Origin of the sequence: Clostridioides sp. ES-S-0123-01 (assembly GCF_020658415.1) — a bacterium.
In the GTDB taxonomy this organism is placed as follows: domain Bacteria; phylum Bacillota; class Clostridia; order Peptostreptococcales; family Peptostreptococcaceae; genus Clostridioides.
Genome location: NZ_JACVWD010000007.1, coordinates 84,418 through 108,343, shown reverse-complemented (window position 1 = coordinate 108,343; position 23,926 = coordinate 84,418). Strand labels below are relative to the sequence as shown.

Genomic DNA, 23,926 nt, shown 5'->3' with positions numbered 1-23,926 from the left:
AGTATTAAATTTTATTTAATACTCTGTTTTTTTGGTATAATATAATTTATAAGGCAGAAAAAGAGGTGAAATAATGCTAAAGTATTGTTCAGTGGGAAGTGGTAGTAGTGGAAATTGCCACTATATAGGATATAAAAATACTAATATACTGGTAGATGCAGGATTAAGTGGAAAGAGAATAACTACAGGTCTTAAAGACATTGGAGTAGATTCAGATAAATTAAAAGGGATATTTATAACTCATGAGCATATTGACCATATAAAAGGGGCAGGTATATTGTCAAGAAAGTTTGACATACCAGTGTTTGCTAATATAAAGACATGGTGTTCTATGAAAGACAAGCTTGGTGATATTAAGGACAAAAATATGAAGGTCTTTGAAAATGATAAAACTTATTCATTAGGAGATGTTATAGTAAGACCTTTTTCAATAGAACATGATGCAGCTGACCCAGTTGGATATAATTTCTATACAGAAAACGATGAAAAAATGTCTATAGCTACTGATATAGGGTGTATAACTGAAAATATAAAAAAACATCTATATAAATCTAAATTAGTGGTATTAGAATCAAATTATGACCCTAATATGCTTATGATGGGTTCATATACATATGCTTTAAAGAAAAGAGTAATGTCAGATACAGGACATTTATCTAATGAAGATGCAGCAAATTTCTGTGTTGAACTTATTGATAAAGGTACAGAATCTATATTGTTAGCACATTTAAGTAAAGAAAATAATTTTCCAGAATTGGCATATGAAACTTCAAAGGGAGTATTAGCATCAAACGATATAGTAGTTGGGCAAGATGTAAAACTAGATGTATTATCACGCAATGATGTTTCTAATGTTTATAAGATGAAGTAGAGGTGAATAACTTTGCTAAAAAGAAATTTCGAAAATGTTGAGGATAATAAAATCTTATATTCTATAAAGCAAGGGATGATTTTAGCAATACCTGCTATTATGACTGGTTCAATTGCACTTGTTATTTTGAATCTTCCAATAAAAATTTATCAAGAATATATAGCAAGTTTATTTAATGGTGAGATTTTAAATATGCTTACATTTATAAATGATTCTACCTTAGGAATTATCTCATTAATAATATTGTTGACAATAAGTTATAGCTATGGAAAAATCTATGGGAGCAAGTATACAGTACTTGTTCCTATAGTTGCAATGTGCTCTTTTTTAGTATTTTCACATGGTAGTGAAATAGATTCTTATGTGGAGATATTTAAAACAAAGTGGTTGTTTACAGCTATTATTGTTTCCATAACGTCTTCTATGTTATTTGTAAAGCTCACAGAGTCTTTTATAACAAGTGTAAAGTTTCATACAGAGGGGGCTGATGCTGATTTTAATATGGTGGTTTCAGCTATAATTCCATTTATAACTGTAGTATTTTTATTTTCTATTTTGCGTGTAATAGTAATAAATCTAATTGGAAGTTCAAATTTTCAAGATATATTTTATAATTTATTTTCAAATATATTTAATAGTATGGGAAGAAACCTTATGAGTGCTTTGCTATTTATATTTCTAATGCATTTTATGTGGTTCTTTGGTATTCATGGAAGTAATGTACTTGACACAGTTGCAAAAAATTTATTTGAAAATGGGATGGCAATTAACATAAATTTAGTTAATAATAATCAATTACCAACAGAAATTTTTACTAAGACTTTTTTTGATACAATGGTTTTATTTGGTGGATGTGGAGCTTTGTTGTGTTTAGTAATTGCCATTTTTCTTAGTGAGAAACGTATAAATGTAAGAAAGCTGGCTAAAATTGCTTCAATACCAGCTCTTTTTAATATAAATGAGATGCTAGTTTTTGGGATTCCAATTGTTTTTAACTACATCATGTTTATACCATTTATAATTACACCTATGATTCTAACAATTACAAGTTATGTAGCTATGTCTACAGGTATTGTACCTTGTACAGTTTCTGCAGTAGAATGGACATCACCTATATTTTTAAGTGGATATATGGCTACAGATTCAATAAGAGGAAGTTTGTTGCAATTGTTTAATTTGTGTGTAGGAGTTATGATTTATATTCCATTTATAAAGATGTCACAAAATAGATATATTTACATGTTTAAAAATAATATAGAAAATTTAACAAATTTAGTAAAAAGATGTGAATTAACAGGAGAACAACCAAATATTTTAAATCATAGTGGAAAAATAGGTTCAATATCAAAAATGCTAGCGTCAGATTTAAAGTTTGCTATGAAAAAAGAAGATATAGAGATTTTTTATCAACCACAAGTTAATTATGATGGGAATATTGTAGGAGCAGAGGGGTTACTTAGGTGGAGACATTCAATAGGTGGATTTATTTATCCGCCACTTGTTATACTTTTAGCTAAAGAAGAAGGTTTTTTAGATGAACTTGGAGAGTATATTATTAATAAAACATGTGTTGATTTAAAGAAAAGTGAAAGCTTATTAATAAATCCTATTAAATTTTCTGTAAATATATCTCCAGACCAACTTAATGCTCCTAATTTGCCAGAGCAAATAAAAAATATAATTGAGAATAATAATATCAACCCTAATATGCTTGGTATAGAAATCACAGAGCAGGTTGCATTGTCAGGTTCTCAGATAATTATAGATCGAATAAATGCAATACATAATTTGGGTATAAAGCTTATTATGGATGATTTTGGAATGGGACACAGTTCCCTTGTATACCTCCAAAATAATAATTTTGATATAGTTAAGTTAGATGGTTCACTTGTTAAAGAGATACTTACAAACAAAAGAAGTAGTGAAATCATAATGTCTATTGTAAATCTTTCAAAAAACCTAGATTTTGATATAATCGTGGAGTATGTTGAAAATTTAAATCAGAGAGATAAGTTGTATGACTTAGGATGTGAAATATATCAAGGATATTATTATAGTAAAGCTATACCTTTTGAGGAGTTTATAGATTATGCAAATCGAGAACTTGCTAAATAGTCTTACTAATAGTTTGTAAGTCATATTAGTATATAAATTTGTAATAAGATTAAGTTTAGGAGAAGTATATGAATATAAGTATAGTTGTAGTAGGTAAAATTAAAGAAAAATATTTAAAGTTAGGTATTGATGAATTTAGAAAGAGGCTTTCTAAGTATTGCAAGTTGGAAATTATAGAGTTAGATGATGAAAAAGCTCCCGAAAATTTAAGTGCTAAGGAAATGGAAATTATAAAAGATAAAGAGGGAAAGAAGATTTTAGGTAAGATAAAGCATAACAGCTATGTTATAGCTCTTGCTATTGATGGAAAGAATTTGTCTTCCGAAGAACTGGCTAAGACTATGAGTGATTTAGCAGTTAGAGGTAACAGTAGTCTTTGTTTTATAATTGGAGGTTCTCTAGGGCTTTCTGATGATGTTTTGGCTAGGGCTGATTATAGATTATCTTTTTCTAGGATGACTTTTCCTCATCAGATGATGAGGTTGATATTATTAGAGCAGATTTATAGGGCTTATAGGATAAATAATGGAGAACCATATCATAAGTAAGGGAGCACGTTAGTCTTAACCACTGAAATAAGTTGGTTAAGGCTACTTTTATTTTACAGGCATATAATAAGTTAAAGTACAAATAATATATAGTATTTTGATATAAATTATCAGATTAGATTTAGTAAAGTATCGAAATTGATTAAAATATAGATAAATAAGTAGATAAAGAGGGATTAAATAATGAAGTATAGAATAAATTAGGTGAGGTCTGATTTAGAAGAAAAAAACTTTGAAAACGTGGCTGAAGTTGAAATTTTGAGAAACTTAGCATCTTGTGTCGGTTTAGGTGTAACTAAAGAAGAAATGAATAAATTAAGAAATTTATCATCAGAGGAATTAAAAAATATTGCGGAGAAATGCAAGAAAGCATATTTACATGCTGTAGACTTTATAACAACAGAACTACCTTTAACTAGTCATGGATATTTGCCTTATTCATTACAGTTAACATATTTCATTTGCATTAAGAAATGTATTAAGTAAAACATATGCTCTTATTCTTTCTAGGAACAACCTTAGAAGCTTACTGGACGGAGCTCCAATAAATACACAGTCAGTACTGTCTATAGTCAATAAAAATGAATATCATCACATTTTCCCAGAAGATTATTTGAAAAATAAAGGGTTTAATAAAAATTAAATTAACTGTAATGGAAATATATGTATAATTAATCTAAATAACAGTAGAACTATATCAAATAAAGTACCTAGTGATTATTTCAAAATAATTAAAAATAATTTAGGTGATAACTTAAAAGATGTGTTAAGTAGTAACTTCATAGATTAAGAAAGCTATGAGTACGCATTAAAAGATGATTATGCTGGATTTATAACAGCTAGAATAAATTAATAGTAAAAAAGCTAAGGAATTGTGTGAAGATGACTTAGCTATTTTACCTGGACATGATTTATTTAGAGAACAAGATATTGACGAAACAAGTAACAATGAACAATTAACTCTAATTTAATATTATTTTATAAAATTGTAGCAAAATATATGCTCTGTTGGATTTATAATGGAGCAGTGTTTCAAAGGTAATAATGAATAAGAAAAGAGAAATAGATAGCATAGAGATATAAATAAATGATGATGTGATAATATACTTAATGAAGGATGGGCTGCCTAAATAACAAGGTAACCCATCCTTTTTGTATTTACTTGGAATAAATTGTGTAAATTTGAAAAGTAAATATATAAAAAGTAGACAAATACGTAAATTATAGTCTATTTGTAGTTAATATGAGATTGGCATTTTAAATAGGATAATACTCTAATTTTTATAAGAGTTAAAGCAAGCATGTATTATTACTTAAATATTTGTATAATCAACATCTAGTAATTTACCTTTTTGGTGAAAATGATTAATAAGTTTTTTAGGATAATTCATTATTAACTCATCTGGAAAATTAATTTCTTTTAAGATATTCTCAGAATACTCATAATTACCTATATCAAAACAAATGTGAGCATCTGAAGTTAGTATGATTTTAGCACCATATTTTTTGCAAAGTGTAGCAATATACTTACAATTATCTGAGCTACCATTTCTTGACACTCCTTTGATAGAACAATTATTTATTTCTATTAAGATACTCTTTTCCATGGCTAATTTAATGATTAATTCATAGTCGATTGGGTAGTTTGGGTTTCCAAGGTGGCCTAATATTTCAATATTATCATGCTTATTTATTGCATTTATTAAGGCTTTAGTATTATTCTCTAATGTATTTGGTGAAAAAACGGCTTCATGAAATGACAAAATAAGATAATCTAATCGAGAAATGACAAAGGGTTCTAAATCTATGTTTCCTTCAGTGTCTAGTGTATTTGCTTCACATCCTCTTAAGATTATAATGTTATTTATGATTCTTGGGATATTTTGAATGTTGTGAAAGTACCATTTGTGGGGAGAACCAGGCATCTTAGGACCATGTTCAGATGTACCTAGTATCTTAATTCCATTTTCTTTACAATAATTAATATTTTCTAACAAAGTGCTATAGCCATGACCACTGACTATAGAGTGGGTGTGTAAATCTGATAAAAAATTCATATAAATTCCTCCTCTATAAAAGATGAGGGTAACGTAATTTATATTATAAAATGAATAGGAAAGAAAATCAATAGTTACACAATTAGACAAAAATATTGAAATATTGTAGAATTAAGCTTAATAATAAATATTTAACAGTATTACTGCTTATAGGGGAGGTTAACTATGATACAAAAGAAGCTATCAAGGAAAGAAAAAGTTTTAATTTGCTTGAAAAGATTAACAGAAGAACACTTGAACCTTAATAATGGCATTAGATTTGGATTTGATGCAGAACATATTGCTACTGAAGTAGGTATAAATAGAAGTAATGCTAGTAAGGAATTAAATCAATTAATAAAGGAAAATATCATTATAAAGATAAAGGGAAAACCTGTTCAGTACTTATATAAAGAACGTATTGAGAGTATTTTAGGAAAGAAACTAAATACAGGGATATTTGATAATATTAACTCTATAAACGAATATAGTGAAAATGATTCTATCAAAGATGAGTATATTGTAGAGGGTATAAAAAAAGAGAACAATATTTTTAATTTAGTAGGATGTGACGGAAGTTTAAAGTCCCAGATAGAGCAAGCTAAAGCAGCAGTAATATATCCACCTAAGGGGTTGAGTACATTAATAATAGGACCTACAGGAGTTGGTAAATCTATATTTGCAGAATATATGTATAAGTATAGTTTAACTATAAAAGAAGATAGTGATAATGCACCATTTATCATATTTAACTGTGCTGATTATTCTGATAATCAGCAATTATTATTAGCACAGCTTTTTGGATATGTAAAAGGAGCATTTACTGGAGCTGATAAAGATAAATATGGTATTGTACATGAAGCTAATAATGGAATATTGTTTTTAGATGAAGTTCATCGACTATCTGCAGAGGGACAAGAAATGTTATTTCTGCTTATGGATAAAGGTATATATAGAAGATTAGGAGAGGCTAATAAGGTACATGGGTGTAGGGTTATGATAATTGCAGCTACTACAGAAGACCCAGAGATAGCAATGTTGGAAACGTTTTTAAGAAGAATACCTGTAACTATAAAGATTCCGTCTTTAGAGGAAAGAGGCTTTCAAGAGAGAATGAAGCTTATATGTTATTTTTTTAAAGAAGAAAGTATTAGGATTGGTGTTAAGTTAAAGGTTTCAAAAGAAGTTATTAAGGCATTTATTTTATATAAGTGTAAGGGAAATATAGGACAATTAAAAAGCGACATACAATTAATTTGTGCAAGAGCTTTTTTAGATTATATGACCTATAAAAGAGAATGTGTATATGTAAGACTTTCTCTTCTACCAAACAATATTAGAGAATCATTATATGGAAATAATAGAAAAGAGGAGTTTGTACAAAACTTCAGTTTTATTGGGAAAGAGGATATTATTTTTTTACCAGAAGAAAAGAATTTTGAAAGTGAAAATTTATTAATAGAAAATAAAAAATATGATTTAGATTTCTATGGAATGATAAAAGAAACTTGGAATAAACTTCAACAGGAAGGGATTAAAGAGTCACAAATTAGAAGCGTTATAGATGAAGATATACAGAAGTATTCCTATAATTTAATGAATACTTTTATATATAATAGTAGTAATCAAACAGCTTATAACAATATTGTTAATGATTCAATTGCAACTACTGTGAAGTATATTTTACAAAAGCATGATAAATGGAGCAAAAGAGAAGGATTAGATAAATTAATAAAAGCTATAGCCCTACATATTCAGAATTTAATTGAAAGAATAAAGATTGGGAACATAGTAAAGCATCCTAATAAAGATGAGATTATGAAGGAAAGAGCATATGAATATAACATAGCAAAAGAAATATTATCTAGCATGTCGTTAATGTATGGAGTTGAGTTTCCAGAAGATGAAGCAATTTTTTTAGCAACGTTTCTTTATTTATCTTATGTGGGATTAAATGAGGAGAGTATAGCAATATTAGTTATAATGCATGGTGAATCTACGGCATCTAGCATGGTGAATGTAGCTAATACTTTACTGGATTGTAACCATGCGGTGGCAATCAATATGGGATTAGAAGATAGAGTTCAGGATATTTTAGTCCAAGCTGTAGAAATAGCCAATGAAATTGACAAAGGAAAGGGAATTTTAATTCTAACTGATATGGGATCTATTTTAACATTTGCTAAAGTTATTCATGATGCTACTGGAAAAGAAGTAAAAGCAATAGATATGGTAAGTACACCTATTGTAATAGAAGCAACTAGAAAGGCCTTAACTCCGGAAATGACATTAGAGAAATTATATTTTAATATTATAGAATCTATAAAGAAACATTATGGAGATATGGAAATTATGTATGCTGAAAAAGATAATGGTGGTAGATATTTTGATAGATTACTAATTGATAATATTAGTAAAACTTTGACTTTTTTAAATGGGGAAAAGGCTTATTTTATATTAAAAGAAATAATTAATAGAATTAGCGAACATTATTCTTTAGTAATTCAAGATGAGCTTTTAGTAAAGTTTATATTTCATTGTTCATGTATGATTGAAAGAGTAATAATAAAAGAGTCTTTAGTTTATAAATTATATGAAGAAAGAATTAGTAGAAGTAAAGAATTATATTTAGTTATAAAAGAAAGCTTTAAGCTTGTAGAAGAGACATTCGATATAATTATTTCAGATATGGAATATGCAAATATATTAGATATATTTGAATCACAGTATGATACAGATAAATTCAAAAGTTGATACAAAATTTAAATATAGCCAAAAGGCTATCTTTTTTTTACCTATTTTTGATACAGATTTGATACAGGTTTGAAAAAGATTTTGATACATATTGAAAAAGTGAGTTTTTTTTATAAATTAAGTAAAAAGATTTGATTAAATCCTGTAAAATAGCCATTTGTTATTGATACACATAAGTTGGCACAACAATTGCTTATATAAAAAGTGACAAGAAAAGTGAGGTGAGATTGGTGATTGGGATAATAGTTATGACTCATGGGAATTTTAGTGAAGAAGTTATAAAAAGCTGTGAACTTATTGCAGGACCAGCAGAAAGAACAGCAGCAATTAAACTAAATAGGAATGATAATATTGAAGACTTAAATAGAAATTTTGTAGAAAAGTTAAATGAATTAGATGAAGGTGACGGAGTTTTAGTATTAGCTGACCTATTAGGAGGTTCACCAAGTAATGTTGCAAGTTTAAACCTTAAAAAAGGTGGAAAGTTTCATGCACTTACTGGAGTAAATCTTCCAATGCTACTTGAAGCTTTAATTAATAGAGATGGAAAAAGTTTAGAAGAGTTAGCAGAGACATGTATTGAAGCGGGGAAAACTGGTATAAACCATATTAATAAAGTTCTTGGTTCAATGTAATAGAAAAAGGAGTTCGATTAAAAATGTCTTTAGTAAAATATTGCAGATGTGATGATAGATTAATACATGGTCAAGTGATATATAAATGGGTTAAGCATCTAGGTGTTAAAAAAATAGTAGTAGTAGATGATGAAACAACCAATGATGTTATTGCTAAAGGTTTGATAAAAATGGCAGCACCAAAGAATATTGATTTATCAATATTAACTGTAAGTGAATCAAGGAGGTATTTTTATAATAACCAAGCTGATGATAACGTTTTTGTATTAATTAAAAACTTAGATACTGCAAATAGAATGAGAGAAGAAGGAATTGATATTAAAAAACTTATTATTGGAAGAATACCTACAGGGATAGGAAAAAAGAAAATATCTCAAAGTGTATACATTAATAAAAAAGAATTTCTTTTAATAGATGAATTTATTAAAAAAAATATTAATGTATCAATTCAAATGGTACCTGACGAGGACGAAGTAGAGTTAAATCACATTATTAATCGCTATAAAGGAGAGTTTGTTTAGCAATGAATAAATATAAGGCAATCATACTCTGCCATGGAACTTGGGGAAAAGTATTAGTAGAAGAAGCAAATAAAAACTTTGGATTGTCAAATCAATACGAAGTTTTATCACTAAGCCCTGAAAAAGATGTTTCTGTATTCATGAAAGAGGTTGAAGAAATAGTAGATAAAGAGGATGTGAAAATTATAATATCAGATCTGTATGGGGGATCTACATCAAATGTTGCAATAGCTGTTGCTATAAGAAGAGGGATAGATGCAATAAATGGACTTAGCTTACAGACAATTTTAATCGTAGATGAAGAATTAAGCAAAGAAGATAAAGTACATACATTACCAGAAAGAATCGTCAGAAAAAATAATAGCCTTTGTGTGGATCTAATTAAAGAATTTAAAAAAATATAAATTATGAGGTGGATATAATGTCAAAAATAACATTAGTAAGAGTAGATCATAGATTAATTCATGGACAAGTTATAACAAAATGGGTGAAAATCGCTCAAGCTCAAAAAATAGTAATAGTTGATGACTTCTTAGGTCAAGATGAATTTATGGCTGACGTATATAGGATGGCAGCACCATCAGGAGTAGAAGTGGCTATTTTAACAGTAGAAGATGCAGGGCAAGCATTCCAAAACAATACTTTAGGAGATAAAAATATATTTATTCTATTTAAGAACGTTGATATGGCAAATAAGGCGTATAAGGCAGGTCTTAAGTATGAAAAGATTCAATTAGGAGGTATTCCAAATGAAGCAGGAAAGAAGATGGTATTTACAGCTGTTTCATTAGGAAATGAAGATGTAGAACAACTAAATGAACTTAATGAAAATGGGGTTGAAATAGTTCTACAGGTTATACCAGAGGAATCATCTATGACGTATGAAAATGCGTTAAAGAAATTTAAATAAAAATTTATAAATTAGGAGGAATTATAAATGGAATCTGTTTTGATGTTGGCAATTGTAACAGGATTATGGTATTGGTTTGCAGCAGGTCTTGCAGGGTATACCCTTTTCTCAACACTAAAGTCTCCTTTATTTATAGGTTTTAGCCTTGGATTACTTTGGGGTGATGTAACAACTGGTATGATTGTTGGTGCAAGTATAGAAATGGTTTATCTAGGAATGGTAGCAGCAGGAGGAAATATTCCATCAGATAAATGTTTAGCTGCTCTTATTGCAATACCAGTAGCACTTCAAACTGGTGTTAATGCAGAAGTTGCAGTATCTATTGCGGTACCTTTAGGTGTTATAGGAGTATTAGTTAATAACTTAAGAAGAACTGGTAATGCTGTATTAGTTCATAAGGCAGATAAGTATGCCGAAGAAGGTAATACAAAAGGTATCTGGAGATGTGAAACACTTTACTCTTTAATATTTGGGTTTGTTTTAAGATTTCCAATAGTTTTTGTATGTAACTTTTTTGGAGCAGATTTAGTTCAATCATTATTAGATGTTATACCACAATGGTTAATGAATGGATTAACAGTAATGGGTGGTATATTACCTGCATTAGGTTTTGCAACAACAATATTTACTATAGGTAAAAATAAATTCTTACCAATGTTTATTATAGGATTTTTTATGGTTCAATATTTTGAAATATCAATTACTGCAGCTGCAATATTTGGTGTTTGTATAGCTCTTTTAATTACATTTATGAAAGAAGATAAAAGGGTGGGTGAAGTATAATGCAAGAAATAAAAAACAAAGAAGTTAAAAATGAACAAGGTACGACTGAAGTTAATAAGACAAGAGTACTTACGAAGAAAGATGTAACAAAAACATATCTAAGATGGTGGTGGACAGCAGAATTATCTAACTCTTTTGAAAGAATGCAAGCATTAGCAGTTTGTGCAAGTTTCACTCCGGCTTTAGAAAAGTTATATAAGAGAAAAGAAGATTTAATAGATGCGTTAAAGAGGCATTTACAATTTTTTAATACTCAAGCTATATGGGGAGGGTTAATTCATGGTACAGTTTTAGCTATGGAAGAAGAGAAAGCTACTGAAGGAAAAATCCCAGGAGAAGTTATTTCAGGTGTTAAGAATGGGCTTATGGGACCTTTGGCTGGAATTGGAGATACTTTAGATTTTGGTACATTTCAAACAATATTCTTGGCTTTAGGTGCTTCATTTGGAGCAGAAGGAAGTGTTATAGGTGCATTTTTCCCAATAATGTTTAGTATATTACTATTTTGCGAAGGTTATTACTTATTCCATTTAGGATATTCTTTAGGTAGAGATTCAATTAAGAAAATTCTATCAGGTGGTATTGTCAATAAGATAATTGATGGTGCTTCAATTCTAGGAATGTTTATGATGGGAGCATTATCTGCAACTACAGTTAAGCTTTCAACTCCATTATCATTTGATATTGGTGGTAAAGCAATTGTTGTTCAAGACACATTAAATATGATTGCTCCAGGTTTATTACCACTTGGTGTTGTATTCTTCGTATATTGGGGAATGAAATACAAGAAGTGGACAATAACTAAGTTATTAGTAATTTTAGTTGTAGTAGCATTAGTAGGATCATTAATTGGAATATTCTAATTTACAATGATTAAAATATAGAATTTAATTTTAGGAGGAGAAAGACATGTCAGAAAAAATGTATACAGAGAAGGAATATTTAGAAGGAATTAGAGGAGCAACAGGAGAAAGAGCAGTATGGTTCTATCTTCTTATGAAAGAAGCTGAAAAATTAGGAGTTAATCCAGATGGTATATGTAAAGAAGCAATATATGGATTTGGCAAAATGAGAGGTCAAAAATATAGTGTAGCAGATACTCCAGGAAAAATGGCAGAAATGTTATATAACAGTAAAGGACAAAAAGTGTTTGAAATGGAATTAGTAGAAAATACAGATGAGAATGGAGTTTTAAAATTCCATCACTGTCCATTAGATGCTGCTTGGAAAGAGTATGGATTAACTAAAGAAGAAAGAAAAGAAATTTGTAGATTAGCTTGCTACGGTGATTATGGAAGAGTTGATTGTGCACAAGGTGTTAGATTAGAGTTTGCTCAAAAATGTGCTCATGATGATGAAGTTTGCGAATTAGTATTCACAAGAAAATAGTTTTTAATGCTAAAAGCCTGTTCTTTAAGAACAGGCTTTAAAAAACAGAAAGTAGGTTGATTTATGGATATAAGCAGAAGTGTAGATAATAGTTTAAATAGAACAGTAGAATTCCTAAAAGAATTAATAAAAATTGATACACAACAAGGTGAACCTATTTCACAATGTCCTTTTGGTATCGGACCTAAAAAATCTTTAGATAAAACTTTAGATTACTGCACTAGTTTGGGTTTTAGCGTTAAAAATATTGATAATTATATTGGATATGCAGAAATTGGAGAGGGAGAAGAATTAATAGGAATTCCAATGCATTTAGATGTAGTTCCTCCTGGAGATGGCTGGAGTGTAGATCCATTTTCGGGAGCAGTAATTGACAATGTTATTTATGGAAGAGGTGCCATAGATAATAAGGGGGCTGTATCTATGCTTATACATGTATTGAAAAACATAAAGGATATGTACCCTACAATTAATAAAAGAATAAGATTAATTTTTGGTACAAATGAGGAAACAGGTATGAAGTGTATCAAATATTACTTAGATAAAGGTGAAGAAATTCCAAGTATGGGCTTTACTCCAGATGCTATGTATCCAGTGGTTAATGGAGAAAAAGGAAGAGTTCATATAAGGATAGAAAAAGAGATTAAAATTGATAAAAGTAAACCTTACATAATAGTAAATGGAGGAACTAAAGAAAATGTTGTTCCGTCTTATTGTACTGCAGAGATTATTAATGGAATTATTTCAGAATTAACTACTAAAGGAGTAGCTGTGCATGCAAGTAATCCTGAAAAGGGAGAAAATGCTATATCTAAAATGATAATAAAGATAGTTAAAGATAATATGGATTTTCAGTATAGAGAAGATATAGAATTAGTTTCAAAATACCTTTGTAGTGACTATTATGGAGATGCATTGGGAATTAATCAATATGATGAGGTGTTCAAAAGCACTACTTTAAATTTAGGAATATTAAAAGTGAATGAAGAAAAAATCATATGTGAGCTAGATATAAGGTATGGTAAAAATATAGTTTTAAACAATATAATAGATAGATTCAAAAAGTTTTTTTGTAATGGTTGGAAAATAAAGATTATTGCTCATAAAGACTTACATTATGTGGATGAGAGTAGTTTAGTACTTAAAAAGTTATTAGAAGCCTATGAAAAAGTAACAGATGAAAATGGATATACAATTGCTATGGGTGGTGGCACATATGCAAGTTGGTTTAAAGATATGGTGGCGTTTGGACCTAAGTTCTTAGAGTATAAAACTGGTGGTCATGGAGCAGATGAAAGAGTACCAATAGAGCATATACGAAAGAATATGGAGATATATACCTTGGCTTTAATAAAACTATTAGAATTGTAAAAGGAAAATAGAACTTATGTGCAAATATAATTAAGAATACATTAAAGGTAGGTATACCTGGAACTGGGAAAATAGGAATAAAAATAGCAGCTGGACTTGGTGGTGTTATTAAAACAATAAGGTTTTTGAGTCTGGAAATATTTATGTGTATTCTTTAAATAAAAGTTTATCTTTTAAGTGATAATTAAATATTTATTGATAAGGCTATGGCTTTAAAAATCATAGGCTTATTTTGATATTTTTTCCATTTTTGCAAAAATTATTATCCTTTTAAGAAAATTTCTTGAATTTTTTGAAATATTTCTTTATTAACTTAAAGTTAAAATTCTTTCTTCAAAGTAAATACTTAAATGAGCTAAAATTTGAGTCCAATTTCTAATTACCTTTGGTTCAAAATATCCATTTCGGTCTCTTGGAATATTTAAAGTTATTTCTCCAAAATCTGATTTAACATTTTTATTTCTATATCCATTTCTAGAGTTTTAGTATTTTTATTCTTATTATCATACCTATCATAACCTAGATGCTCATCAAGCTCCGCTTCTAACATTTGATGAATTGTACTTGCAAATAAATCCTTTAACATGTCTTGAACATCTGTAGTTGTTTTAACATCATATTCTTCAATAAGTTTTTTTAATATTTTGTTTTTGTTAAACATAAAAAGTGTGCACCTTCATTTATATAGTGATATTTAATATTTTAATTATCATTACTTTTTAGAAGAATACACACTTTATTTTAAAGACCAAGTTAATATTAATTAATTTTATATTATAGAAATAAATTTTTCTAATGCTGGATTTGTATTGTTTTTATTCCATACAACTACAACCTCGATTCTATTTTGTACTTCATTTATAGGTACAATTGCAATATCCTGTTTTATCATAGTATCTACAACACAAAATGAAGGTAAAATGGATATACCCATGTTAGAGGCTACTAGTGACTCAATAGTATTAAAATCATTTGAACGTTGTACAACATTAGGTACAAATCCCGCTTCACGATATCTATTCTGTATCATGGATTTTTGCCCATACTCATCTCCTGTTTCCTTTACAAAAACAAACTTCTCATGTTGTAGCTCAATTAAATCAATAGAATCCTCATTGCAAAGTGGATGACCATGGGGTAAAAGAGCTACCAAAGAATATCTTTCTACAGTTTTATATTCAAAATCTTTTAATGGTTGATTCTCTGGATTAATAACAAAGGCAAGATCCATAAAATTATTTTTTACTAAGTTTAAAAGTTCAGTTATCTCGTTAGTACAAATTTCCATAGATATATTAGGGTATGTATTAGAAAATTCTTTTAAATATTGTTGGAATTTGTTTTTTTCATATCCTATTAAGATTCCAATACTCAAAGTTCCAAAAGAACCATGTGCAAATTGTTGTGTCTTTTCAATAGCGTCATTGATATTTTTTATTATAGTACGAGCCTCAGATAAAAAAACTTTTCCAGCTGGCGTTAGCTCAACATGTCGTTTACTTCTTGTAAATAGAGTCACATTTATTTTTTCTTCTAAAGCTTTTATTTGTTGTGTAACAGCAGTTTGGGAAATATAAAACTTTTCTGCTGTTTTGGTAAAACTTAGATTTTCTGCTACAGATATAAAATATTCCAATTGCTTAGTATTCAAATAATCACCCCTATTTAAACTTTATTGTTTGTAGAACTTATTCATATATAATTAAAACTTATTATAGTATAAGAAAATTTACTTTTAAATAATATTGGAAAATATTTGTATAAAAATATATGTTTTAGACATATTTCTATATTAGGTTTTATAAAATTATCAAAGATAGATTAACTACTCCCTCCTCAACATAAGTAGGCTGGAAAGGTAGTTAATATGGAGTAGTTCAATAATAAGAATAACTTATATATTCCCATGAAAACGATATTGGATTTAAGTAAGTTTGTCTCATAAAATGAAAGTATAGCAATTAATAATATTTTAAATGAGAAGGGAGAAAAAATGGAAGATAAATTTTATGCAAAAGGAAAAGGAAATAACGGATATGTTAAAAATCTTGAAGTTTGTTCCTTTAATGACTTAGATGGAACTTGTGGAATGTTTCAGATGGCTCTGTACAAAAGAGATGAAAAATACTATTTATATGGATGTTGTTTTGGGGGAAGTAAAAAAAATGGAGTAATGATTAGTGATGTGACAGATCCTTATAATCCACAATTTATAAAACATTTTCAAATGTTAAATCCAAAAGAGTATCCTACAACAACTACTCCAAAAATTCAAATAGCAGATGATTTAATGATAGTAGCTATGAGTTGTGGAAGTGGACCAGGAGCACTTGTAGATCAAGCTAAATTAGCAAGTATTAAGTGTGAAGCAGGAATCAGAATATATAGTTTAAAAGAAGACCCTTTAAATCCTAAGTTTTTAGGTTACTGGGATTGTGGATTAAAGCATGTAATGGGTGTTCATAGATTTATGTACAATGGTGGAAGATATGTACATTTATCAAGTGATTGTGTTGGATTTGAAGGTCTGATTTATAGAGTTATAGATATAATAGATCCAACTAATCCAGTGGAAATAGGTAAGTGGTGGAGACCAGACCAATATGCAGATGGATATCCAGATAGAACTTTTGATGCAGGAGCACCTCATTGCCCAGAATTTATGGATAAAGGATGGCTCCATGGGCCTCCATTTGTAAGAGATGGAAAAGCATATTGTGGTTATGGAGGAGCTGGTTTAGTTGTATTAGATGTTGAAGATTTAACAAGACCAAGATGCTTAGGTGAATTACCATTTATGCCTGCATTTTCTAGTAAACTCGCAGGAGCAAGAACTCATACAGCACTACCATTACCAGGAAGAGATTTAGTTGTTGTGCAAAATGAGGGAGAACGTTTCCAGTTTTTTAAGCCAGAGAGTATTACAGATGTTCAAGCTATGAATAATATACATATGGTTGATGTTAGTAATCCAACAAGACCAACATTAATTGCTCAATTCCCATATCCTGAAGTACCAAAGGATTTCCCATATCCTAACTTTAATGTTGCAGGGCTAGGAAAACCAGGGCCATTTGGTCCACATAACCTTCATGAGCCAATGGATAATAAACCATGGCTAGAGCAAAGAGGAGATAGAGTATATTGCTGTTATTTCCATGCAGGATTAAGGGTTTATGATGTATCAGATCCATATTACATCAAAGAGTTAGCATATTTTATACCACCAAATCCAAATAAAACGCCAGAAGAATCTTATTTCCCAGGATTCCCTGGACCACGCTTGGCAGTAACAGAAGATCTTATTGTTGACGATAGAGGTTACATCATTATAGATGCCCTAGATGATGGATTCTATATATTAAAAATGAAAGAAGATTAATAAACACTAAAGAGGGAGAGTTAAAAATGAAAATACTAGGTATTTCTTTTGGAACAAAAAATGGAAATAATGACACCATGTGTAAAGTGGCACTTAAAGGTGCTCAAGAAGCAGGAGCTGAAGTAGAATTTATTCAAATGTCATCTCTTAACATTAAACATTGTACTGGATGTTGTGCATGTGTTAAGACTTTATTATCTGGAAAAGGTAGTATGTGTGTATTAAAGGATGATTTTGAATGGTTACTTGACAAAATGAAAGATGCAGATGGGATAGTAGTTTCAGACCCTATATTTGAGGAAGGAGCATCAGGTCTATTCCATACTATAATGGACCGTTTTGGACCAAGAGCAGATAGAGGAAATAATATTATAGGAATAAAAGTTGCAGAAGCTACAGGAGGAAAAACTCCAGACCCAAGAATTCTTAATGATAAAGTAATATCATTCATGGGAATAGGAGGGTCAGACTGGGGTACAAGAGTTCAATGTGAGCATGCTATGTTAGCATTAATACCAATGTGGAAAGTTATAGATAATGCTTGGTTCCCATGGGCAAAGGAATTAGTAATGGATGGCTCAAAACTTGCTCAAGTTCATCAAATAGGTTTAAACATAGTTGAAGCAGCAGAAGATTTTGAAAAAGCTTTATACAAAGGAGAAGAAGGAGTCTGTCTACATTGTAATAATAGATTATTCTACCTTGAGCCAGGTACTAAAAAATCAATATGTGCTCTATGTGGTATAGTTGGAGAATTAGATACTGCAAGTGGAAAAACTGTATTTAGTTTCCCAGAAGAGCAATTAGGTCATGCTCATGATACTTTAGCAGGTAAGTTTATACATGGTGATGATATTAAGAAAATGGAAGGTCATTATGCAGAAGTTCGTAAAACACCAGAATTTAAAGAAAGAAAAGCCGCTTACAATTTTATAGAACCATTAACCAAAGAAAAGCATGCTGAACTTTCATTAGGAGAATAATTAAAATATGAAGACTCATATTTTAATTAGTGTTATAGGAGATTTATTATATGAATGAAAAGCCACACTTTAAACAAATTGGAATTATTAATATAGTAAATAATATCCAAATAGCACTTATCATATCGACTATAGAAGCAATTATTGCTTTAGTACCTGCATATTACAATGTTAGATTAGCTCCAGTGTTCATTGCTATGTTTATACCACTACACTTAATTTGTTTTGTAGTATCTATGATTGCAAATCCAATAACAATAAGGTTAGTGGGAATGAATCAAGCTATAGAAACTACTAATTATAATATAGGAAATGGATAGAAAGAAAAAAGAAATATTAACACTATCCATAGGGATTGCTTTACTACCTCCTTTATGGGCAGTGCTAGCACCTTATATAGGAATAAAAACTGGAGCAGTAGCATTAATTTGTGCAGGATTATATGTAACAAATGGTAATAAACGAAAAGATGGATTAAAAATAATGTTTGGTTTTTGGTGTGGAGATTTATGGGCAGTGTTGGCTATTATAATTATGGAATACATAAATCTCAACCCAAATCTAGAATTATTTTTAACACTTGGGATATTAGGTTTTTTTGCAGTTATAATTGCATCCTTATTTGAAAAAGTAATTTTCTTACCATCATGGCTTTGTGGTTGGGCCATAGGTCTAACTATTATGACAGGTGAAAGTATTATTAACTTACAAAGTCTTTGTATTCAAGTTGCTGTGGCTATGGCAGTAGGAGTATGGTATGTAGGAGCAGGCGTAGATTTATTTACTGTATGTATTTTGGAGAAAGATAAAAAAACGGGAAATTGAAAGCATATGAATATAATTTGATTATAGGAGAATGTTTATGGGATTTGAATTTAAAATAATGAGAAGTTTAATATATGTAGGACTTGCTAAGGAAGAGTATAGACCTAAATTAATGGACTGGTTATATCGCTACCATATTCCAGATAGTATTAGTAATTTTGGACCATATTGTACTAAATATGCTTTTTATCAAGCGTATCCTACACCAGATGAAGGCGAACGTTTTGGTGTACGTAAGATGCAATTAACAGAGCATTATTGGATTGTAGATGAACATATGCCTGAAATGGCAAATAGAATTATGACAGAATACATGCCTATGGATGTTCTCCGTTGGCAAGGGTGTATACCAGATGTGGAGAATAAAAAAGTTCATGAGAATGCAGAAAGTGGAGATGTAGGACGTGCAGTAGGTGGGGATAACGGATGTCCACCATTTATATTTGCTTTTGTTCCAATAAACTGGGAAGAAGATTTTAGAGGAAAAGGACGTACTGTACAAGATGGACCAAACTATCGTTGGCAATTTATGATTAAGTACCCAGATGGAATTTCTAAAGAAGAAGGAGAAGGATGGTTCTATGATGAGGTAGTTCCATACTTTACAAACTGCTGTTATGTTAATCGTTTTGTAAGTAGTAAAATCATGATTAACTATGGAGCAACTGCCTTTGATCGTGTAGTAGAACTATGGTTTGAAGGAGAAGAAGAATGGTATAAAGCTGTAGTTGAAGGGACAAAATCATTTATCAAAAAGCCTGAATGGGCACAAGAAGAGGAGTTTCCATATTTAAAACCACAATTCAATATTGCTTCAGTATTCTTAGGTGATATAGCAACTATGGACGTATATTCACAGTATCATGGATATATTCCAATGAGATAAAATTAAGATGTTCCTTTTATGATGACAGATAGTTAAAATAATAAAACTGTTATCATGAAGGGAACATTTTTGTGTCTAGAAAAACTTTTGAAGTAAAAGTTAAATATGTGAGAGAGTATTTTAAAGGTAAAGAATCATTGTTAGATACATGTAGACAATATAATATTTATAACGTATCATATTAACAAGTTTTCACTTGAGTTATGAAATAAAAAGAGTAATTACAAAGATTGCAAACACTATGATGACTTTGATACTTCAAGGTTTAGAAGGTGTTGTAATTGTTAATAGGAAGAAATTTAATGAACATAAAGAACTTATATAACAGTAGGAGGATACAATGTATACAATTGGACAAGTATCTAAATTTTTAGGAATGTCTAGAGACACGCTAAAATTTTATGAGGATAAAGGATTAGTAAATCCTAAGAAAAATGATGAAAATGGATATAGAAAATATAATCAGTTTGATATATATGATATTACAACAATAAATTTTTATAGAGAGATTGATATCGAAATTAAAAAAATTCAAGAAATAAGAAAAAGCAAGAGTATAAGCAATTTAGAACTTTTGCTATAAGAGAAAGAACAAACTCTTTAAGAATGTAAGGGATAATCATATGCTAAGTGAGTGATATGATTATCTCTTATTTATTAATTGAATTTAAGTAAAAATTACTTGTAGATATTCTCTTAAGCTGGAGCCTAGTTTTAATAGATTTTTCACAATAAAAATTTATAGGCTAATATTTATTTTTATAGTAAAATATAAAGAAATTATTAGAGGAATATTCAAGGAGGAATAGGTATGGTTTTATTAATTGTTGATACACAAAAACTAATAACAAATGAAAAATTATATAAATTTCATGAATTTGTAGTAAATATAGAAAGCTTAATTGATACAGCAAGAAAAAATAATATAGAAGTAATCTATGTACGTCATGATGATGGAGTTGAAAATGAGTTGACTAAAGGTAAAAACGGATTTGAAATATATGAAAAATTTAAACCATGTGATGAAGAAAAAATCTTTGATAAAGAAGTAAATAGTGCTTTTAAGGGAACAGGCTTATTAGAATACTTAAAAAGTACTAGTGAAAAAAATATAATTATTGCTGGACTTCAAACAGATTACTGTATTGATGCTACTATAAAATGTGGATTTGAACATGGATTTAACATAATAGTCCCAGCTTATGCAAATACAACTGTTGATAATTCATTTATGTCAGCAGAACAATCATATAAATACTACAATGAATTTATCTGGAATGAAAGATATGCAGAATGTATTTCAGTAGACGAAACACTTAGAAGGATGAAATAAATATAGATTATTACATAAGAAAAAACTTAACTTACTTAGTCTAAAATATTAAAATCATAAGGAACATAGACTGTGACATTTATATTTACATAAGTTGATTTCAAATTTAAGTTCCAACAAAGGATGTTAAATTCCAAATTAAAAATCAGACTTAACATATTAGAGTTATATATAAGGCACATCAATTTTATTTTGAATTAATGTGCTTTTTAGTTGTAGTAATTTATTCATAATCAATATAATTTTTATTATTTAAATCAATTTTTCTTGTGTTTCTTTATTTAAGAAACTCTTTTTTTATCTATAGAATCTATACATGTATTATAGTTTGTATTTTAGATAAGTTTAATTTTTGTCTTAATCTAAAACAAAAGTTAGACTTAAATGAAATTGAAAAGGCTAAAATTATCAAATAAAATAAATATTGTGGAGGTGATGAAAATCTAGTGATAATACAAAGACTAATCTTAACAAGAAAGTAGGGATTAATAGAAGTGGATAAAGAAATTGTATCAATTCTTCAGGTTTTATTAAATAGCACATTGATTACAGCTGACGAACTACAAGAAGAATCTAATGCATCAAAGAGGCAAATTACTTATAGAATAAATAAAATCAATGACATACTTAAAGTAAAAAAAGTACCACTTATATATTTAAGAGCTGATAAAGATATTATTGTTAAAAAAGATACAAAAGATGCAATTAGAGAAATCCTCGAAAAAAACTATTCTAAGAATACTTACTATTTTAGCAAAACAGAAAGACTTTTATATATGTATTTAATGCTTTTTATTAATCTGGAGGATATTTCAATTAATCATTTTATAGATTCTATAAAAGTAAGTAGGTCTACTGTAAATCTTGATTTTAAAGATTTGATACCAGAACTTGAAAAAAAGAACATTAAAGTTAAGAACAATCGTATAAACGGATATTACCTAGTCGGGAATGAGATGGAAATTAGAAGAGTACTTATTAAAAACATTATAGAAACTCTATCTAATGAGAAAAGTTCAAGAGTATTTGATATTTTTATTGAAGAGTATAAGTTAGATAGTTTTGAAGAAGCTAAAAAAATTATATTAAAGCTTGTAAAAAAATATGAAATTACTTTTGTTGAAGATAGATTAATAGAGTTTATATATATCTTTATCTTTCTAAAAGCAAGAATGTATTCAAATAGAGTAGTTATTCAAGAAAATATAGATATTCCTAATATTGCAGTCATGAGTTCGATGAAGGAATACAAATTTGCTAGGGAGCTATTAGAAGTATATGAGAGTAAAGAGAAGATAAAATCTCATAATATAATGTATATTAGTGCTTGGATTTTAGGTATATCAGTAGGAAATGATGAAGAAGATACAGAAGATAGAGCTGTTATTTCAAAAATTGTAAATAAAATGATGACAAAGTTTGGATATTTAAGTGGAGTTTATTATATAAGTCAAGAAAAAATATTTAAGAGACTATATTCTCATTTTAGACCAGCCTATTACAGACTTTTATTTAAATTACCTATTTATAATCCAATTTGTGAAAAGGTAAAAGAAGAATATAGATTAGTTTATAGAATTGTGAGTAATGCAATGAAAGAGTTTTGTGGGCTATTTGGAGAAGACATTCAAGAAGAGGAATTGGCATATTTAACTATGCATTTTGCAACCCTTTTCTCAGATAAAAAAGAGTTTGATGGACCTAGAAAAAGGAGAGCATTGATAGTTTGTTCAAATGGTGTTGGCAGTTCAGCTATTTTACATGCAGAACTTACAAGCTTGTTCCCTGATTTGCATTTTCTACCAATACTAGAATCCTCTGAACTGGAAAATATTAGTGAATCTGTAGACATTGTGTTTACAACTAATTATAAGGCGGAGGGTTTAAAAACAGATGTGCCAGTGATTAAAGTTAGTCCTGTTATGACCCCAAAAGAAAAATATAAGGTTACACGTGAAGTGTACATTCAATTGGGTGATATTTTTTTAAGGCAACCTAAAATCGATGAGGTTATGGATATAATAAAAAAATATGCGAAAGTAACTTCTGAAAGTATGCTTTCAAGTGAGTTATTAGCCTATTTTACACAGATAGAAAATTTTACGTCTAAGGAAGGAGAAGGACCTATGCTAAGTGACATTACTAATGAAACGCTAATAAAACTAAGGATAAAAGCTAAAGATTGGGAGGAAGCTATTAGACAGTCAGCTTCTGTCTTAGTTGAAAATAATAAAGTAACTGAAGCCTATGTAGATGCTATGGTTAATTCAGCAAAAGCGTCTGGACCATACATAGTAATTACAAAACATGTGGCACTTCCACATGCTAGACCAGAAGCAGGGGCAAAAGAAATTGCAATAGGGATTGCTACTTTAGAAAATCCTGTTGAATTTGGAAATGATAATAATGACCCTGTAAAATATGTATTTTGCTTAAGTGCAATAGATAATAATAGTCATTTACGTGCTATGTCAGAGTTAGTTGAACTATTGGAAGAAGAAGAATTCTTTAGAGTTTTGGATAATGCTAAGGAAGCTAATGAAATTATTGATTTTATAAAAACACATGAATTATAAAAGGGGGA

Annotated in this window: 26 protein-coding genes; 22 read left to right on the top strand and 4 right to left on the bottom strand. The window is 29.2% G+C overall.

Going from position 1 to position 23,926, the window contains the following annotated elements:
* The first annotated feature begins 73 nt into the window (after positions 1–73).
* The 4 genes from IC175_RS16390 (at position 74) to IC175_RS16375 (ending at position 4,020) form a co-directional block, all read left to right on the top strand.
* Positions 74–871: an MBL fold metallo-hydrolase gene (locus tag IC175_RS16390; protein WP_227436522.1), complete on the top strand. Its 798-nt coding sequence runs from the start codon at positions 74–76 to the stop codon at positions 869–871.
* 12 nt (positions 872–883) lie between these two features.
* Positions 884–2,986, top strand: coding sequence for an EAL domain-containing protein (locus IC175_RS16385; RefSeq protein ID WP_227851739.1), 2,103 nt, complete (start codon positions 884–886; stop codon positions 2,984–2,986).
* 68 nt (positions 2,987–3,054) lie between these two features.
* Positions 3,055–3,534 carry a 23S rRNA (pseudouridine(1915)-N(3))-methyltransferase RlmH gene (gene rlmH / locus IC175_RS16380; protein ID WP_227436517.1) on the top strand — a complete coding sequence of 160 codons (480 nt, stop codon included), beginning with the start codon at positions 3,055–3,057 and terminating at the stop codon, positions 3,532–3,534.
* A 204-nt stretch (positions 3,535–3,738) separates the two neighbouring features.
* Positions 3,739–4,020 carry a hypothetical protein gene (locus tag IC175_RS16375; protein WP_227851738.1) on the top strand — a complete coding sequence of 94 codons (282 nt, stop codon included), beginning with the start codon at positions 3,739–3,741 and terminating at the stop codon, positions 4,018–4,020.
* A gap of 827 nt (positions 4,021–4,847) precedes the next feature.
* Here IC175_RS16375 and IC175_RS16370 read toward each other — a convergent pair.
* Positions 4,848–5,591 (bottom strand): PHP domain-containing protein, encoded by a 744-nt coding sequence (locus IC175_RS16370; RefSeq protein ID WP_227834988.1) that lies wholly within the window; start codon positions 5,589–5,591, stop codon positions 4,848–4,850.
* A gap of 165 nt (positions 5,592–5,756) precedes the next feature.
* Between IC175_RS16370 and IC175_RS16365 the strand changes: the two genes are divergently transcribed.
* The 9 genes from IC175_RS16365 to IC175_RS16325 all read left to right on the top strand — a co-directional run bounded on the left by IC175_RS16365 (position 5,757) and on the right by IC175_RS16325 (position 13,933).
* Positions 5,757–8,324 (top strand): sigma 54-interacting transcriptional regulator, encoded by a 2,568-nt coding sequence (locus IC175_RS16365; protein WP_227851737.1) that lies wholly within the window; start codon positions 5,757–5,759, stop codon positions 8,322–8,324.
* A gap of 230 nt (positions 8,325–8,554) precedes the next feature.
* Positions 8,555–8,959: a PTS sugar transporter subunit IIA gene (locus tag IC175_RS16360; protein ID WP_227436507.1), complete on the top strand. Its 405-nt coding sequence runs from the start codon at positions 8,555–8,557 to the stop codon at positions 8,957–8,959.
* Between the two features lie 23 nt (positions 8,960–8,982).
* A complete protein-coding gene (locus IC175_RS16355) occupies positions 8,983–9,480 on the top strand; it encodes a PTS sugar transporter subunit IIB (RefSeq protein ID WP_227831482.1) in 498 nt (165 codons plus the stop codon).
* Positions 9,481–9,482: 2 nt separating this feature from the next.
* Entirely contained in the window at positions 9,483–9,884 is a 402-nt protein-coding gene (locus tag IC175_RS16350; protein ID WP_227436503.1) for a PTS sugar transporter subunit IIA, read from the top strand.
* A gap of 17 nt (positions 9,885–9,901) precedes the next feature.
* Complete coding sequence (locus IC175_RS16345) at positions 9,902–10,390, top strand: PTS system mannose/fructose/N-acetylgalactosamine-transporter subunit IIB (protein WP_227845248.1); 489 nt, start codon at positions 9,902–9,904, stop codon at positions 10,388–10,390.
* A 27-nt stretch (positions 10,391–10,417) separates the two neighbouring features.
* A complete protein-coding gene (locus tag IC175_RS16340) occupies positions 10,418–11,173 on the top strand; it encodes a PTS sugar transporter subunit IIC (protein WP_227851736.1) in 756 nt (251 codons plus the stop codon).
* Complete coding sequence (locus IC175_RS16335) at positions 11,173–12,036, top strand: PTS system mannose/fructose/sorbose family transporter subunit IID (RefSeq protein WP_227436499.1); 864 nt, start codon at positions 11,173–11,175, stop codon at positions 12,034–12,036. The genes IC175_RS16340 and IC175_RS16335 overlap by 1 nt, the downstream gene beginning before the upstream one ends.
* 46 nt (positions 12,037–12,082) lie before the next feature.
* A complete protein-coding gene (locus IC175_RS16330) occupies positions 12,083–12,562 on the top strand; it encodes an L-2-amino-thiazoline-4-carboxylic acid hydrolase (protein ID WP_227831481.1) in 480 nt (159 codons plus the stop codon).
* A 63-nt stretch (positions 12,563–12,625) separates the two neighbouring features.
* Complete coding sequence (locus tag IC175_RS16325) at positions 12,626–13,933, top strand: M20 family metallopeptidase (protein ID WP_227851735.1); 1,308 nt, start codon at positions 12,626–12,628, stop codon at positions 13,931–13,933.
* A 308-nt stretch (positions 13,934–14,241) separates the two neighbouring features.
* On the opposite strand, the gene IC175_RS19495 is transcribed toward IC175_RS16325, so the two are convergent.
* The 3 genes from IC175_RS19495 to IC175_RS16315 all read right to left on the bottom strand — a co-directional run bounded on the left by IC175_RS19495 (position 14,242) and on the right by IC175_RS16315 (position 15,584).
* Positions 14,242–14,364, bottom strand: coding sequence for a hypothetical protein (locus tag IC175_RS19495; protein WP_413926954.1), 123 nt, complete (start codon positions 14,362–14,364; stop codon positions 14,242–14,244).
* Positions 14,361–14,594 carry a transposase gene (locus tag IC175_RS16320; protein ID WP_255606218.1) on the bottom strand — a complete coding sequence of 78 codons (234 nt, stop codon included), beginning with the start codon at positions 14,592–14,594 and terminating at the stop codon, positions 14,361–14,363. The genes IC175_RS19495 and IC175_RS16320 overlap by 4 nt, the downstream gene beginning before the upstream one ends.
* Positions 14,595–14,702: 108 nt before the next feature.
* Positions 14,703–15,584, bottom strand: a complete 882-nt coding sequence (locus tag IC175_RS16315; RefSeq protein WP_227851734.1) for a LysR family transcriptional regulator — start codon at positions 15,582–15,584, stop codon at positions 14,703–14,705.
* 342 nt (positions 15,585–15,926) lie between these two features.
* On the opposite strand from IC175_RS16315, the gene IC175_RS16310 reads away from it, so the two are divergent.
* From IC175_RS16310 to IC175_RS16275, 9 genes are all read left to right on the top strand, one after another.
* Positions 15,927–17,315, top strand: a complete 1,389-nt coding sequence (locus tag IC175_RS16310) for an LVIVD repeat-containing protein (protein WP_227483309.1) — start codon at positions 15,927–15,929, stop codon at positions 17,313–17,315.
* 26 nt (positions 17,316–17,341) lie between these two features.
* Entirely contained in the window at positions 17,342–18,298 is a 957-nt protein-coding gene (locus IC175_RS16305) for an NAD(P)H-dependent oxidoreductase (RefSeq protein WP_227851733.1), read from the top strand.
* Positions 18,299–18,348: 50 nt separating this feature from the next.
* Complete coding sequence (locus tag IC175_RS16300; RefSeq protein ID WP_227436488.1) at positions 18,349–18,618, top strand: hypothetical protein; 270 nt, start codon at positions 18,349–18,351, stop codon at positions 18,616–18,618.
* Complete coding sequence (locus IC175_RS16295) at positions 18,611–19,123, top strand: DUF1097 domain-containing protein (protein ID WP_227436486.1); 513 nt, start codon at positions 18,611–18,613, stop codon at positions 19,121–19,123. Before IC175_RS16300 ends, IC175_RS16295 begins: the two co-directional genes overlap by 8 nt.
* Positions 19,124–19,154: 31 nt before the next feature.
* Positions 19,155–20,009 (top strand): acetyl-CoA hydrolase, encoded by an 855-nt coding sequence (locus IC175_RS16290; protein ID WP_227851732.1) that lies wholly within the window; start codon positions 19,155–19,157, stop codon positions 20,007–20,009.
* Between the two features lie 196 nt (positions 20,010–20,205).
* Positions 20,206–20,334, top strand: coding sequence for a hypothetical protein (locus IC175_RS19490; RefSeq protein WP_255615864.1), 129 nt, complete (start codon positions 20,206–20,208; stop codon positions 20,332–20,334).
* Positions 20,335–20,349: 15 nt separating this feature from the next.
* Entirely contained in the window at positions 20,350–20,592 is a 243-nt protein-coding gene (locus IC175_RS16285) for a MerR family transcriptional regulator (protein WP_227851731.1), read from the top strand.
* Between the two features lie 228 nt (positions 20,593–20,820).
* The gene (locus IC175_RS16280) at positions 20,821–21,342 is read left to right on the top strand and encodes a cysteine hydrolase family protein (protein ID WP_227436482.1); all 522 of its coding nucleotides are present in this window, start codon (positions 20,821–20,823) and stop codon (positions 21,340–21,342) included.
* A 494-nt stretch (positions 21,343–21,836) separates the two neighbouring features.
* Positions 21,837–23,918: a BglG family transcription antiterminator gene (locus IC175_RS16275; protein WP_227825069.1), complete on the top strand. Its 2,082-nt coding sequence runs from the start codon at positions 21,837–21,839 to the stop codon at positions 23,916–23,918.
* The last annotated feature ends 8 nt before the right edge of the window (positions 23,919–23,926 follow it).

Excerpts from the sequence above, each read along its gene's own strand:
- IC175_RS16285 (WP_227851731.1), top strand. The coding sequence starts at position 20,350 with ATGTATACAATTGGACAAGTATCTAAATTTTTAGGAATGTCTAGAGAC.
- IC175_RS16320 (WP_255606218.1), bottom strand. The coding sequence starts at position 14,594 with ATGTTTAACAAAAACAAAATATTAAAAAAACTTATTGAAGAATATGAT.
- IC175_RS16345 (WP_227845248.1), top strand. The coding sequence starts at position 9,902 with ATGTCAAAAATAACATTAGTAAGAGTAGATCATAGATTAATTCATGGA.
- rlmH (WP_227436517.1), top strand. The coding sequence starts at position 3,055 with ATGAATATAAGTATAGTTGTAGTAGGTAAAATTAAAGAAAAATATTTA.
- IC175_RS16350 (WP_227436503.1), top strand. The coding sequence starts at position 9,483 with ATGAATAAATATAAGGCAATCATACTCTGCCATGGAACTTGGGGAAAA.
- IC175_RS16300 (WP_227436488.1), top strand. The coding sequence starts at position 18,349 with ATGAATGAAAAGCCACACTTTAAACAAATTGGAATTATTAATATAGTA.
- IC175_RS16310 (WP_227483309.1), top strand. The coding sequence starts at position 15,927 with ATGGAAGATAAATTTTATGCAAAAGGAAAAGGAAATAACGGATATGTT.
- IC175_RS16355 (WP_227831482.1), top strand. The coding sequence starts at position 8,983 with ATGTCTTTAGTAAAATATTGCAGATGTGATGATAGATTAATACATGGT.
- IC175_RS16340 (WP_227851736.1), top strand. The coding sequence starts at position 10,418 with ATGGAATCTGTTTTGATGTTGGCAATTGTAACAGGATTATGGTATTGG.
- IC175_RS16290 (WP_227851732.1), top strand. The coding sequence starts at position 19,155 with ATGTTTATGGGATTTGAATTTAAAATAATGAGAAGTTTAATATATGTA.
- IC175_RS16280 (WP_227436482.1), top strand. The coding sequence starts at position 20,821 with ATGGTTTTATTAATTGTTGATACACAAAAACTAATAACAAATGAAAAA.
- IC175_RS16305 (WP_227851733.1), top strand. The coding sequence starts at position 17,342 with ATGAAAATACTAGGTATTTCTTTTGGAACAAAAAATGGAAATAATGAC.
- IC175_RS16370 (WP_227834988.1), bottom strand. The coding sequence starts at position 5,591 with ATGAATTTTTTATCAGATTTACACACCCACTCTATAGTCAGTGGTCAT.
- IC175_RS16330 (WP_227831481.1), top strand. The coding sequence starts at position 12,083 with ATGTCAGAAAAAATGTATACAGAGAAGGAATATTTAGAAGGAATTAGA.
- IC175_RS16335 (WP_227436499.1), top strand. The coding sequence starts at position 11,173 with ATGCAAGAAATAAAAAACAAAGAAGTTAAAAATGAACAAGGTACGACT.
- IC175_RS16295 (WP_227436486.1), top strand. The coding sequence starts at position 18,611 with ATGGATAGAAAGAAAAAAGAAATATTAACACTATCCATAGGGATTGCT.
- IC175_RS16325 (WP_227851735.1), top strand. The coding sequence starts at position 12,626 with ATGGATATAAGCAGAAGTGTAGATAATAGTTTAAATAGAACAGTAGAA.
- IC175_RS16390 (WP_227436522.1), top strand. The coding sequence starts at position 74 with ATGCTAAAGTATTGTTCAGTGGGAAGTGGTAGTAGTGGAAATTGCCAC.
- IC175_RS16365 (WP_227851737.1), top strand. The coding sequence starts at position 5,757 with ATGATACAAAAGAAGCTATCAAGGAAAGAAAAAGTTTTAATTTGCTTG.